At 73.2% G+C, this 12,953-nt stretch carries 14 protein-coding genes; 10 read left to right on the top strand and 4 right to left on the bottom strand.

What is annotated here, in order from left to right; genetic code table 11:
- The first annotated feature begins 37 nt into the window (after positions 1-37).
- Entirely contained in the window at positions 38-472 is a 435-nt protein-coding gene (locus GWK16_RS04205; RefSeq protein ID WP_170052674.1) for a GNAT family N-acetyltransferase, read from the top strand.
- Here GWK16_RS04205 and GWK16_RS04200 read toward each other — a convergent pair.
- Together GWK16_RS04200 and ygfZ are read right to left on the bottom strand one after the other, a co-directional pair.
- Positions 469-924, bottom strand: a complete 456-nt coding sequence (locus tag GWK16_RS04200; RefSeq protein WP_170052673.1) for a methyltransferase family protein — start codon at positions 922-924, stop codon at positions 469-471. The two genes, GWK16_RS04205 and GWK16_RS04200, sit on opposite strands and share 4 nt — an antisense overlap.
- Positions 921-1,745, bottom strand: coding sequence for a CAF17-like 4Fe-4S cluster assembly/insertion protein YgfZ (gene ygfZ / locus GWK16_RS04195; RefSeq protein ID WP_170052672.1), 825 nt, complete (start codon positions 1,743-1,745; stop codon positions 921-923). Before ygfZ ends, GWK16_RS04200 begins: the two co-directional genes overlap by 4 nt.
- A 73-nt stretch (positions 1,746-1,818) precedes the next feature.
- Between ygfZ and GWK16_RS04190 the strand changes: the two genes are divergently transcribed.
- From GWK16_RS04190 to GWK16_RS04180, 3 genes are read left to right on the top strand one after another with little or no spacing between them, the layout of a single operon-like run.
- Positions 1,819-2,757, top strand: coding sequence for a glycosyltransferase family 9 protein (locus GWK16_RS04190; RefSeq protein WP_170052671.1), 939 nt, complete (start codon positions 1,819-1,821; stop codon positions 2,755-2,757).
- Positions 2,754-3,596: a glycosyltransferase family 2 protein gene (locus GWK16_RS04185; RefSeq protein WP_338144401.1), complete on the top strand. Its 843-nt coding sequence runs from the start codon at positions 2,754-2,756 to the stop codon at positions 3,594-3,596. Before GWK16_RS04190 ends, GWK16_RS04185 begins: the two co-directional genes overlap by 4 nt.
- Entirely contained in the window at positions 3,593-4,708 is a 1,116-nt protein-coding gene (locus tag GWK16_RS04180; RefSeq protein ID WP_170052670.1) for a glycosyltransferase, read from the top strand. The genes GWK16_RS04185 and GWK16_RS04180 overlap by 4 nt, the downstream gene beginning before the upstream one ends.
- Here the strand turns inward: GWK16_RS04180 and GWK16_RS25680 are convergent.
- On the bottom strand, positions 4,678-5,907 hold the full coding sequence (locus GWK16_RS25680; RefSeq protein ID WP_170052669.1) for an O-antigen ligase family protein: 1,230 nt from the start codon (positions 5,905-5,907) through the stop codon (positions 4,678-4,680). The genes GWK16_RS04180 and GWK16_RS25680 overlap by 31 nt on opposite strands.
- Positions 5,908-6,061: 154 nt before the next feature.
- Here GWK16_RS25680 and radA point away from each other — a divergent pair, with 154 nt between their 5' ends.
- The 4 genes from radA to GWK16_RS04155 all read left to right on the top strand — a co-directional run bounded on the left by radA (position 6,062) and on the right by GWK16_RS04155 (position 10,317).
- Positions 6,062-7,468 carry a DNA repair protein RadA gene (radA, locus tag GWK16_RS04170; RefSeq protein WP_170052668.1) on the top strand — a complete coding sequence of 469 codons (1,407 nt, stop codon included), beginning with the start codon at positions 6,062-6,064 and terminating at the stop codon, positions 7,466-7,468.
- Positions 7,469-7,500: 32 nt separating this feature from the next.
- Entirely contained in the window at positions 7,501-8,058 is a 558-nt protein-coding gene (locus GWK16_RS04165; protein ID WP_170052667.1) for a CvpA family protein, read from the top strand.
- Between the two features lie 8 nt (positions 8,059-8,066).
- Positions 8,067-9,524, top strand: coding sequence for an amidophosphoribosyltransferase (gene purF, locus GWK16_RS04160; protein WP_170052666.1), 1,458 nt, complete (start codon positions 8,067-8,069; stop codon positions 9,522-9,524).
- Positions 9,525-9,606: 82 nt separating this feature from the next.
- Entirely contained in the window at positions 9,607-10,317 is a 711-nt protein-coding gene (locus tag GWK16_RS04155) for an SDR family NAD(P)-dependent oxidoreductase (protein WP_170052665.1), read from the top strand.
- On the opposite strand, the gene GWK16_RS04150 is transcribed toward GWK16_RS04155, so the two are convergent.
- Positions 10,309-10,857: a hypothetical protein gene (locus GWK16_RS04150; RefSeq protein ID WP_170052664.1), complete on the bottom strand. Its 549-nt coding sequence runs from the start codon at positions 10,855-10,857 to the stop codon at positions 10,309-10,311. The genes GWK16_RS04155 and GWK16_RS04150 overlap by 9 nt on opposite strands.
- Before the next feature lie 105 nt (positions 10,858-10,962).
- On the opposite strand from GWK16_RS04150, the gene GWK16_RS04145 reads away from it, so the two are divergent.
- Both GWK16_RS04145 and GWK16_RS04140 read left to right on the top strand, forming a co-directional pair.
- Complete coding sequence (locus GWK16_RS04145; protein WP_170052663.1) at positions 10,963-11,613, top strand: tetratricopeptide repeat protein; 651 nt, start codon at positions 10,963-10,965, stop codon at positions 11,611-11,613.
- Positions 11,613-12,950: an outer membrane protein assembly factor BamB family protein gene (locus GWK16_RS04140; protein ID WP_170052662.1), complete on the top strand. Its 1,338-nt coding sequence runs from the start codon at positions 11,613-11,615 to the stop codon at positions 12,948-12,950. Before GWK16_RS04145 ends, GWK16_RS04140 begins: the two co-directional genes overlap by 1 nt.
- Positions 12,951-12,953: the final 3 nt, after the last annotated feature.

The following is a 12,953-nucleotide window of genomic DNA, read 5'->3' as shown; positions in this document are numbered from 1 at the left end:
GTAGCATCGGCGCCTGGCCTGGTCGATGATCCGCTTCATGGACATCGATACCTGGCCCGAAGGCACCGCCCTGACCGTGGCCGAGGACCCCGAGCCGGGCTTCCGGGCCGAACTCGCGCGACAGATCCACGCCTTCCACGGCCAGACCGTGCCTTACGACGCGCGCCGCTTCGGCCTCGCGCTGCGCGACGCGGAGGGACGGCTGCTGGGCGGCGTGTCGGCGGTGACGAGCTGGGGCTGGCTGTTCATCGAGGCCGCCTGGGTCGATGCGGCACTGCGCGGCCAGGGCACCGGGCGGCGGCTCGTGCAGCGCGCCGAGGCGCAGGCGCGCGACTGGGGCTGCCACGCCGCCTGGCTCGACACCTTCCAGGCGGAAGGCTTCTACCTCGCCCTCGGCTATGAACGCTTCGGCGTGCTCGAGGATTATCCCGCCGGCCAGTCCCGCGCCTTCCTGCGCAAGCGGCTCGCCTAGACCCAGCGACGCACTCGCCCCCGATACGCTTCGTAGGCCGCCCCGAAGCGCGTCGCGAGGTAGGCTTCCTCCTTCGCCACCACCAGCCGGTCGAGCACCAGGTGGCTCGCTACCACCGCGACCCAGCCCCAGAGGTCGCCCCAGCGCAGCGCGAAACCGGCCACGCCCAGGATGAAGCCGAGATAGATCGGGTTGCGGCTGAAGCGGAATGGGCCGGTCTCGACCATCGCCGTATCGGGCTTGTCGGGCCGCGGATCGTTGCCGGCCTTCAGCATCACCAGCAGCGCCCAGCCGATCAGCGCGATGGCCGCGAAGATGACCAACCCGCCGAGTTCCGGCAGAGGCGGGCCGATCCGCACCGGCACGATGCGTTCCAGCCCCCAGGCCACGGCCAGCAGCGCGGCGACCATCACCGGCGGCGGGATGCGCACGCCGGGGCCGTGGTCGCTCATGCCTCCTCGCGGGCCGGCAGGCGCATCCAGGCGGCGATGCGGGGAACCAGGCGCGCCTCGCCCGCCGTGAAGGGCGCGCGGTCCAGCGCATCGATCCGCAGCAGCGCGATGCCGGTCCCGTCGCGGCCGGAGCGCATCTCGCCGATCTCCGCCCCCGCGGCATCAGTCACGATCGTCCCGCGCGCGGGCAGGGGGCCGTCCACCGCGACCGGCACCAGCCGTCGCTTGATCAGCCCGCGATAGCGCGTCCGCGCCGTCAGTTCCTGGCCCATGTAGCAGCCCTTGGACCAGGACACGCCGTTCAACTCGTCGAAGCCGGCTTCGAGCAGGACCGACTTCTCGCGCTCCATATCGCGCGACCCGTCGGGCAGGCCGAGCGCGAGGCGGTGGCGGTCGTAGTCATCGGCCGTGGCATCGGTCGCGAGCGGCGCATGGGACAGCACCCGCCAGCCCGCCTCGGGCAGGCGCGGATCCGGCACCACGATGTCACCGGCACCCGGCGCCGCGCCCCAGGCGGCGTGGACGTGCCAATTTTCCGACGCATCGCGCAGCGTCACCTTGGACCGCAGCCGGAAGCGCCCGAGCCGCGTGGCGAGGTCCCCGATCTGCGCCCGCTCGGCGTCCAGCAGGAAGGCGTCCTCGGTCGCGACGACGAAGAAATCCGCGAGCCACTTGCCCTGCGGCGTCAGCAGCGCGCTCCAGGCGGCCTGGCCGGGCACGAGGTGGGTCACGTCGTTGGAAACGAGGCCCTGCAGGAAGGCGGCCCGGTCCGGGCCGGCGACCTCCAGCACGCCCCGGTCGGGGAGGATGGCGAGACTCATGACCTGTCAGGTGTGCCGGATCGGCCACGGCTGCAACCTCCCCCCCCGGTCCGGAGCGTGATACAGGCGCCGCGTGCGCGTCCTCTTCATCACCTCGACCCGGATCGGCGACGCCGTGCTGTCGACGGGGCTGCTCGACCACCTGATGCGGGAGCATCCGGTGGCGCGCTTCACCATCGCCTGCGGGCGGGTGGCCGAGGGCGTCTTCAGCCGCATGCCGGCGCTCGAGCGCCTGATCCCGATCGAGAAGAAGCGCTACGGCCTGCACTGGCTCGGCCTGTGGTGGCAGGTGGCCTTCCGGCGCTGGGACCTGGTGGTGGACCTGCGCGGCTCGGCGATCGCCTGGATGCTGCTGGCGAAGCGGCGGGCAGTGATGCGCGGCGGGCGGCGGCCGGGGCATCGGCTGCTGCATATCGCGCAGACGCTCGGCATCAGCCCCGCGCCACGCCCGGTCGCCTGGTTCGGGCCGGCGGAGGAGGCGAAGGCCGCCGCCCTGCTGCCCAAGGGCGCGCCGGTGCTGGCCTTGGGGCCGACCGCGAACTGGGTGCGCAAGGTCTGGCCGCCCGATCGCTTCCTGACCCTCGCGCGGCTGCTGACCGAACCGGGCGGCGCGCTGGAAGGGGCGCGGATCGCGGTGCTCGGTGGGCCAGGGGAGCAGGAGCGCGCCATGGCCGCCCCCGTCCTGGCGGGACTGCCCGACGCGGTGGACCTGGTCGGGCAGCTGGACCTGCCCGAGGCGGCCGCGGTGCTGTCGCGCTGCGCGCTCTATGTCGGCAATGATTCCGGGCTGATGCATCTCTCGGCCGCGGCGGGGACACCGACAATCGGGTTGTTCGGACCGACCCCGGCCTCCGAATACGCGCCGGTGGGCGTCCGGGCGCTCGCGGTCCTGGCCAAGGGGCCGCCGGGCAACGCACCGATGGGCGCTCTCTCCGCGACCCGCGTCGCGGAACAGGCCGCTGCCCTTCTCGCTCGCCCCGATCCCGTCGAACTGGGGGAGGCGGTGTCGTGAGCGCGCCCGATGACCGCATTGCCAAAGGGCCCGGAGGCCTGAATCGGCCGTGCCCGACCAACGGCGCCCCGCGCCTGTCCGCCCTCATCGTCGCGCGCAACGAGCAGGAACGCCTGCCCGATTGCCTCGCCTCCGTCGCCTTCGCCGACGAGGTCGTCGTCGTCCTCGACCGCAGCACCGATGCGAGCGCCGAGATCGCCAAGGCCGCCGGCGCCCGCGTCGTCGAAGGCGCCTGGGAACTGGAAGGCGCGCGCCGCAACACCGGCATCGACGCCTGCACCGGCGACTGGATCCTCGAGGTCGATGCCGACGAGCGGGTGAACCCCGCTTTGGCCGAGGCCGTGCGCGCGACCATCGCCACCAGCACCCATGCCTGGCACCAGGTGCCGGTCGACAATTACGTGGGCGACCGGCTGGTTAAGTACGGCTGGGCGGGGTCCTTCGGCACGACCTCCGTGCCGCGGCTGTTCCGCCGGGGGGCGAAGCGCTGGCGGGCGCAGCGCGTCCATCCGGGGCTCGACTGGACGGGCAAGGAAGGACCGAAGATCACCACCGGCGCGCTGGTGCACCTGGTGGATCGCGACATCTCGGACATGCTGCGCCGGCTCGACAAGTATTCCTCGGCCAAGGCGGCGGACCTGCTCGCGGGCGGGGATATCGGCACGCTGCGCGCCAATGTCCGGCGCTTCTTCTCACGCGGGTTGAAGTCCTACGTCTCGCGCAAGGGCTACCGCGAAGGGGGCTGGGGCGTGCTGCTCGCGCTCTGCACCGGGGCCTTCCCGCTGCTGTCCTACCTCAAGGCGCGGCTCGAACCCGAACGCCACCGGCCGGCGCCGTGATCCTGATCCTCACCCAGTGCTTGCCGCCCGATCCGGGCGGCATCGAGGTGCTGGTGGGCGGGCTGGCGACGGCCTTCGCCGGATCGGGCGAGGAAGTGCTGGTCCTCGCCGACCGCATCCGCGGCAAGGGGCTTGCCGAGCCTGCCTGGCCGCAGGGCGTCACGGTGCGGCGCTTCGGCGGGCCGAAGCCGTTGCGACGCCTGGCCAAGGGCTTCGCGGCGCGGAGGCTGCTCGCGCGCGGCGGGGTGCAGGCGGTGGTTACCGATACCTGGAAGAGCGCGGCGCTGCTGCCGAAGCGGGCCGGCCTGCCGGTGCTGGTGCTGGCGCATGGCAATGAGGTGCTGCCCGTCGCCTCGGCGCGCCGGGTCGCGCGGCGGCGCGACGCCTTCGCGCGGGCGACGGTGGTCGCGGCGAACAGCGCCTATACGGCGGCGCTGGTGCGCGAGGCCCTCGGCAATGCCGCCCCTAGGGTCGAAATCGTCCCCCTGCCGTTGCCCGCCCCGGTCGCGGCGACGCCCGAGGCAACGTCCTGGGCCGCGAGCCTTGCCGAAGGCGCAACGCCGATCCTCGCGACGCTCTCGCGCCTCGAACCCCGCAAGGGCATCGACCAGGTGATCCGCGCCTTGCCGGCGCTGGCCGCGACGCATCCCGCGATCCGCTTCCTCGTCGCCGGCGGCGGGCCGGACCGGGCGCGGCTGGAGGCGCTGGCCGCCTCCGAAGGTGTCGCCGACCGCGTCCGCTTCCTCGGCCGCATCGACGAAGCGCAGAAGGCTGCGCTGCTTGCCCGCGCCGACCTCTTCGCCATGCCGGCGCGGCGCGAGGGCAACTCGGTCGAAGGCTTCGGCATCGTCTATCTCGAGGCCGCCTGGCAGGGCTGCCCGTCGCTCGCCGGCCGCGAGGGCGGCGCCGCCGAGGCGGTGGCGGACGGCGAGACCGGCCTGCTCTGCGACGGCGCCGATCCCAAGGCCGTCGCCGCGGCGCTCGACACGCTGCTTGCCGATCCCGCGCGTCTCAAGGTGATGGGCGCGGCCGCCGCCGCCCGCGTGCGGGCCGACTTCCTCTGGCAGCACGCCCTGCCGCGCTACCGCGCCTTGCTCGGCCTCAAGGCCTGAAGCGCGGCTGCGACCAGCAGCGCGAAGCCGATCCACCATTCCTGCCAGACGCCGTAGGACAGCATCCCGGTCACCGCGCCGGCCGCGAGCGCGCCGACCGCGCCTGGCCCGATCCGCGCCGCCGCGAACCCCAGCGCCACCGCGAGCCAGGCCGCCAGCGCCGCCCCCGCCACGCCGAGGTCGAGCCAGATCTGCAGCGCCGCGTTGTGGGGATGCAGCGGCAGCCGCTGCGGCTGCGGCCGCGCGAACCAGGCCCGCGATTCCGGGGAGGTCAGGCCGAAGCGGTCGAGCGTCTCCTCCGGGAACAGGTCGCGCCCGCCCGGGATCGTCCGACCGCTTTCCGCACCCCAGCCGAGCAGCGGCTTCTCGGCGATGCGGCCCTCCACGAAGTCCCAGATCAGCACGCGATGCGCCGCACTCATGGGAATCCGCTCGAGGGACGGCAGATTCGGCCGCGCCGCCACGACGACCAGCGGCGCCGCCAGGATCGCCGCGCCGACGAAGGCGCCGATCAGCCGGCCGAGTTGCTGCGACGAGACCCGCGCCAGCACGAACACCGCCACGCCGATCACCCCGCTGATGCGCGCTGATTCCGCCGGGATCACCAGCGCGACCGCGAGCGTGCCGACCACCAGCGCCGCCCGCGCCTTCCACGGAATGCCAGGCAGGGCGGCCACGATCGGCGCCAGCACCGCCATGACCGAGACCGCCGGCTTGAGGCCGTAGACAAGCTCGACCCGCGCCTCGGCCAGGCCCCGCACCCCGGCGCGGATCGCATGTCCGGTGAGCATGTCGAGCCCCGCCAGCCCGGCGCCCACGGCAAGCCCCGCGAACAGGGCACGGGACAGCAGCCGCGGCGCGGCGGGGTCCTCGGCCACCACCCGCACCGTGGCGGCGCCGAGCAGCACGAAGCCCGCGAATTTCACACCGGTCACCACGGATCGTGCCGGATCGATCGCCCAGGACGCGCTCGCCGTCGCCAGCGCGGCGAGGCAGAGCAGGGGCAGCAGCGGCCCTTCGAGGCGTGGCCACGGCCAGGTGCCCGTCGCCCGGCGATGGGTGACCACCGTCGCCACCAGCCCGATCGTCACCGCCAGCGCGATGCCGCGGAACTGCAGCACGCCGATCGCGGGCACGAGAAGGAGGAGGATGGCGATGGGCAGGCTCGGCGCCTGCGCCGTCCTGGCGTCGGTGGTCACGTGAGGCCGTTCCGCTGGGTCCCGATGGGTGGTGGAAGCATGGGGGGCAGGGGATGTCCAGGAGGCTTCCGGCCCGGCCGCCCGACCGCTTCCCGCGCGGCGCGAAACGGCGCACACCCCTTTCGCCCCGATCGCTGGAGAAGACCGAGTCGCCATGGCGCGCGATAAGACCCGCTTCGTCTGCCAGGCCTGCGGCACGGTCCACCCCAAATGGCAGGGCCGCTGCGAGGGCTGCGGCGAATGGAACACGCTCGCCGAGGAAGCCCCCGCGCCGCGCGGTCCCGGCCCGGCGGCCAAGGCGGGCGGCGGGCGGCGTGTCGAATTCGTCGGGCTGAAGGGCGAAAGCGCGCCCCCGCCGCGCATCCCGACCGGCATCGCGGAACTGGACCGGGTGCTCGGCGGCGGGCTGGTCGCGGCCTCGGCCGTGCTGGTCGGCGGCGATCCGGGCATCGGCAAGTCCACCATCCTGCTGCAGGCGGCCGCCCGCGTGGCCTCGGCGGGCCGGCGCGTGCTGTACGTGAGCGGGGAGGAGGCAGTGGAGCAGGTCCGCCTGCGCGCCGCCCGGCTCGGCCTGACCGAGAGCCCGATGGCGCTCGCGGCCGCGACCGCGCTGCGCGACATCGTCGCGAGCCTTGAGCAGGAGACCGACGCCGCGCTGGTGGTGATCGATTCCATCCAGACCGTCTGGCTCGACGCCCTCGATTCCGCGCCCGGCACGGTCGCGCAGGTGCGGGCCTGCGCGGCGGAGCTGATCCGGCTGGCCAAGGCGCGGGGCTTCGCCATCGTGCTGGTGGGGCATGTCACCAAGGAAGGCACGCTGGCGGGACCGCGCGTGCTCGAGCACATGGTCGACGCGACGCTGTATTTCGAAGGCGACCGGGGCCACCAGTTCCGCATCCTGCGCGCGGTGAAGAACCGCTTCGGCGCGACGGACGAGATCGGCGTCTTCGAGATGACCGGCACCGGCCTGGTCGAGGTCGCCAACCCCTCCGCGCTCTTCCTCGCGGAACGGCGCGGCAACGTCTCGGGCAGCGCGGTCTTCGCGGGCATCGAGGGCACGCGGCCGGTGCTGGTCGAGGTCCAGGCCCTGCTGTCCCCGTCTTCCGGCGGCACGCCGCGGCGGCAGGTGGTGGGCTGGGATTCCGGGCGGCTGTCGATGCTGCTCGCGGTGCTCGAGGCGCGCTGCGGCATGTCGCTCGGCCAGAATGACGTCTACCTGAACATCGCGGGCGGGCTGCGGATCGCCGAACCGGCCGCGGACCTCGCGGTCGCCGCCGCCCTGGTCTCGGCCGCGACGGACCGCCCGACCGATGCCGAGGCGGTCTATTTCGGGGAGGTCGGTCTGTCCGGGGAGGTCCGCCAGGTCGCCCAGTTCGAATCCCGCCTGCGGGAGGCGGCGAAGCTCGGCTTCACCGCCGCGACCCTGCCCCGACGGATCGCCCGCGGCGCCCGCCCGGCCGCCCCGCCGCCGGGGATGTCGCTCAGCGAGACCGGGCACCTCGCGGACTTGGTGGCGGTGTTTGCGGAAAAGTCGGTGAAGCCCCGTCGTGCCGGGCCGTGACGCGGTGCAGCCCGGCGGCTATAGGGGGCGCGATGACCTGGGTGGACGGTGTTTTCGCGGCGGTGGTGCTGGTCTCGGCCCTCGTCGCCTTCTTCCGCGGCCTGGTGCGGGAGGTCCTGAGCCTCGGCGCCTGGGTGGGCGCGGCGGCCGCGGCCTTCTTCGCCAGGCCCTACCTGCTGCCGCACACGACGCAGTTCATCGATCCGCCCTGGGCCGCTGACGCCGTCGGCGCCGGCGGCGTCTTCATCGTCGCGATCATCATCCTCAAGGTCCTGACCAACATGATCGCGGACCGGGTGCAGGACTCCGCCATCGGCGGCGTGGACCGCGTGCTGGGGCTGCTTTTCGGCGCCGCACGGGGTGCGGTGCTGCTGGTGGTTGCCTATATCCTCGCCGGGATGTTCGCCCCCGAGACCGCGGCCTGGCCCGAGCCCGTGAAGCAGGCCCGGAGCCTGCCCTTCATCGCGGAAGGCGCGCGCATCGCCGTCGAGAAGGTGCCGGAACACTACCGGCCCCGCCTCGTCCCCCCGCCGGTGCCGCCAGGCCCGACCGTCGACGACCTGTTGCGCCCGCCGGCGCGCACGAATTGAGGACTGCCATGGACGCCCTGCCCTGGGACGACGACAAGCCGCATGAGGAATGCGGCGTCTTCGGCGTTTGGAACGGCGGCGACGCCGCGGCGCTCACCGCGCTCGGCCTGCACGCCCTGCAGCACCGCGGGCAGGAAGCGGCCGGCATCGTCACCCTCGACGAGAAGGGCCTGTTCCACGCGCACAAGGGCCTCGGCCTGGTGGGGGACAATTTCGGCGAGGCGAAGGTCATCGCCTCGCTGCGCGGCGGCGCGGCGGTGGGCCACAACCGCTATGCGACGACCGGCGAAACGGCGCTGCGCAACGTCCAGCCGCTCTATGCCGATTTCGAGTTCGGCGGCTTCGCGGTCGGCCACAATGGCAACCTCACCAACGCCCAGGTGCTGAAGCGCGCGCTGGTGCGGCGCGGCTGCCTGTTCCAGTCCACGACGGATTCGGAAGTCTTCATCCACCTCATCGCTATCAGCCTCTATTCCACCGTGCTGGACCGGCTGATCGACGCGCTGAAGCAGGTGCAGGGCGCCTACAGCCTGGTCGCGCTGCATAACGGCGCGCTGATCGGGGCGCGGGATCCGCTCGGCGTGCGGCCGCTGGTGCTCGGCCGCCTTGCGAATGGCGGCCATGTGCTGGCGTCGGAGACCTGCGCGCTCGACATCGTCAGCGCCGAATTCGTGCGCGACATCGAGGCCGGCGAGATCGTCGTCATCAACGACGAGGGCGTGCGCAGCGTGAAGCCCTTCGGGCGCAACGAGGGCCGCTTCTGCATCTTCGAATACATCTACTTCGCGCGCCCGGACTCGGTGATGGAAGGCACGCCGGTCTACGAGACGCGCAAGCGCATCGGTGCGGAACTCGCCCGCGAATCCGGCGTCTCGGCGGATGTCGTCGTGCCGGTGCCCGATTCCGGCGTGCCCTCGGCCATGGGCTACGCGGCGGAGGCGGGCATTCCCTTCGAGCTCGGCATCATCCGCAACCACTATGTCGGGCGCACCTTCATCGAGCCGACGGACCAGATCCGCAATCTCGGCGTGAAGCTGAAGCACAGCGCGAACCGCCCGATGCTCGAGGGCAAGCGCGTCATCCTGGTCGATGACTCGATCGTGCGCGGCACCACCAGCCGCAAGATCGTGGAGATGGTCCGCGCCGCCGGTGCCAAGGAGGTGCACATGCGCATCTCCTCCCCGCCCACGACCCACTCCTGCTACTACGGCATCGACACGCCGGAGCGCGCGCAGCTGATGGCCGCGAAGCACGACGTGGAGGAGATGGCGCGCATCATCGGCGCCGACAGCCTCGCCTTCATCTCCCTCGACGGCCTCTATCGCGCGCTCGGCCGCAAGGGCCGCGACCCTCTGAAGCCCGAGTTCTGCGACGCCTGCTTCACCGGCGAATATGCCATCCCGTTGACCGACTGGCAGGACAACAGCGACCGCCAGCTGTCGCTGCTGCAGCCGGCCGGCGCCTAGGCCCAGGTCCCCAGTTCCCGCGGGCCGTCCGGCCTGCGGCGGGAGGGCGACACCCTCCCCGGACGTCACCGAGAGATCCTTCATGACCGACCTGACTGGCCGCGTGGCCCTCATCACCGGCGCCTCGCGCGGCATCGGCGCGGCGGTGGCCGTGGAACTCGGCCGCCGCGGGGCGCAGTGCATCCTCGTCGCACGGACCCAGGGCGGCCTCGAGGAGATCGACGATGCGATCCGCGCGGCGGGCGGCCTGCCCGCGACGCTGCTGCCGCTCGACCTGCAGAAGCGGGCGCAGGACGTGGACATGCTCGGCCCGTCGATCGTCGCGCGCTTCGGCCGGCTCGACATCCTGGTCCACGCCGCGGGCGTGCTGTCGAAGCTGACGCCGGTCGCGCACATCCAGCCGCGCGACATGGAGGAATCCCTCGCGGTGAACCTCTCGGCCGCCTGGCGGCTGATCCGCACCTGCGACCCGCCGCTGCGCGCGGCGCCGGCGGGACGGGCGGTGGTGCTGACCGATGCGGTCGCCTCCGCACCGGCCGCCTATTGGGGGCTGTACGGCGCGGCGAAGGCGGGAATGGACCATCTGGTCCGCTGCTGGGCGGCGGAGGTGGCGACCACGCCGCTGCGGGTGAACCTCGCCGATCCCGGTCCCGTGGCGACGCAGCTCCGGGCCAATGCCTTCCCCGGCGAGATGCCCGGCACGTCGCGCAGCCCGTCCGAGGTCGCCCCGGCGATCGCCGATCTCTGCGCCGAGACCGAGACCCGCCACGGGGAGACGATCCGCCTAGGGTGAGGTCGGAGGCTGCAGCATCTGCGCGGCCGCGCCGGCGGCGATGCCCCCGGTGACCGGTTCCGGCACGCCTGAACCGGGTTGGATGACGGGTGGCGGAGCGGCGGCCGGTGTCGGCGGGGTGGCGGGTTCGGGCGGTCCCGGGGAGGGCAGGGCGCGGGCGATGCGGCCGATCCAGCCGATGCGGTTGTTCTCCTGCGCCGGGTTCAGCGTCGCCGGGCCGTCGGCAACCCCGCGATAGGCCGGCCAGGCCGCGGGCGGAATGGTCCAGCAATCGACCGCGCCGAGGCTCCGGGTGCACATGGGCGGCGGGGCAGGCGCGTCGTCCCGCCCGCAATAGGCTTCCCCCCGCCCGATCCGCGCGATGGAACAATCCTCGCCGGTCACCAGCGAAACGATCGAATCCCCCGTGGTGCGGCCGAAGGCCCGCAGGGAAAGGCCCTCGACGGCGGCTGGAATGGCCAGAAGGGGCGCCCCAGGCGCGCCGATGGCCTGGCAGCCGCCCAGCAGGACCGTGGCGAACAGAGGGGGCAGGCGCCGCATGGCGTCAGGAAAACCCCATCGGGCTTAACGCACCGCCAACGGGCCTGTATGGTCCGCCCCCTTTCGGGTGGCAGCGCCGCCCGACCGCAGCCAGGGATGATGCACTTGCCCGACATCTTCGACGAGGTGGAGGAGGATCTCCGCGCCGAACGCGCCAAGCAGATGTGGCAGCGCTTCGGTACGCCGATCGCCGGCCTGCTCGTGCTGGTCGTGGCCGGCGTGGGCGGCTGGCAGGGCTGGCAATGGTACCAGAACCGGGAACGGGCCACGGCCTCGGTCGCCTTCATGGCCGACCACCGCGCGGCCGAGGCCGAGGGCGCGGACCTGGCCGCGATCGCCGGCCGCTTCGAGAGCCTGGCCGCGAACAGTCCCGCCGGCTACCGCACCATCGCGCTGCTGCGCGCTGCCGCGCTGAAGGCCGAGACCGGCGACATGCCGGCCGCCCTCACGCTCTATGATCGGGTTGCCAATGACGGCGAGGCCGATCCGATCTACCGGGAGTACGCGACGCTGATGTGGGTTCTGCGGTCGATGGACACTGCCGAGCCGTCGGTGCTCGCCGCCCGCATCGCGCCGCTGACGCGCCCGGGCCAGCCCTGGAGCGCCTCCGCGCGCGAACTCTCGGCCTTGGTTGCGCTGAAGTCCGGCCAGCGGGACGAGGCGCGCCGCGCGCTCGAGGCCCTGGCCGCCGACGTCACCGCGCCACGCAGCATCCGCGACCGTGCGGGGCGGATCGCTTCGGGGATCGCGGGCTGATGCGGCGGGTCCTGACGCGCCGCGGCGCGCTGCTCGGCGGCGCCGCGCTCCTCGCGGGCTGCGAGACGATCGACGACATCCTCGGCGAAAAGCGCCAGCGCTTCGACGGCGAGCGCCGCTCGGTCGTCGACGTGCCCGAGCGCCGGCTTTCGGCCGACGACGCGGCGCAAGGCACGGCGGTCACGCTGCCCCCCTCGGCCCCGCGGGCCGACTGGCCCCAGATCGGCGGCGACGCCGCGCATTCCGGGGGGCATCCGGCCTTCGGCCCCTCCCTGTCCCAGGCGTGGCGAAGCAGCTTCGGCACCGGATCGGCCTATCGCCGGCGGATCGTCACGGGCCCTGTCGCGAGCGGGGGCATGGTGTTCGCCGCCGATGCGTCGGGCGACATGACGGCGATCGACGCGACGAACGGCGGTCGCCGCTGGCGCCGCGACATCGGCCGGGAGAACGAGAGCAGCCCGCCGCTCGGCGCCGGCGCGGCGGCGGCGGGGGAGACGCTCTACGTCGCCACCGGCCTCGCGGAACTCATCGCGCTCAATATCGCGGACGGGGCGGTGCGCTGGCGGGTCGACCTGCCGGCACCGGCGCGCGGCGCGCCGTCCATCGCTGACGGCCGCGTCTATGTGCCGACCGTGGCCAGCCAACTCGTCTGCCTCGCGGCCGATGACGGCAAGCGGATCTGGTCGCACCGGGCGTCGGCCACGACGACCATTCCCCTCGGCCTCGGCACGCCAGCGATCGAGGGCGAGACGGTGGTGGCGGGCTTCCCCTCGGGCGAGCTGTTTGCGATGCGCGTGACGGACGGGCGCGTGCTGTGGACCGAGAGCCTCGCGGCCGCCGGGACCGGGGCGCTGTCCGATATCGCGGGCGTGCGTGCCTCCCCCGTGATCAGCGGCGGGCGGGTGATCGCCGTCGGCGTCGGCGGGCTGACCGTCTGCGTCGACCTGCGGTCGGGCCGCCGCCTGTGGGAGCAGGAATCGGGCGGCACGGAATCGCCCTGGATCGCCGGGGAGTGGGTCTTCCTCACCAACGATGTCGGTCAGGTCGCGGCGATCGGGCGGGACAGCGGCCAGGTGCGCTGGGTGACCTCCCTGCGGCCCGAGCCGCGCGGCAACCGGCGGCCGGACCGCATCCAGCTGTCCTCGCCCGTCCTGGCCGGCGGACGCCTGCTGGTCGGCACGGGCCGGGAGGAGATCGTGTCCATCGACCCCGCGACCGGCACCGTCCAGGGCCGCACTTCCCTGTCCGGCGGGGTGACGCTGCAGCCGATCGTCGTCGGCAACACACTGATCGTGGCGACCGACGCCGCGGATCTCGTCGCCTTCTCCGGCGGCTGACCG

This window comes from Neoroseomonas marina (assembly GCF_012927745.1).
Lineage (GTDB): Bacteria > Pseudomonadota > Alphaproteobacteria > Acetobacterales > Acetobacteraceae > Neoroseomonas > Neoroseomonas marina.
The sequence above is the reverse complement of the archived record's forward strand: the minus strand, read 5'-3'. Positions and strand labels throughout refer to the sequence as shown.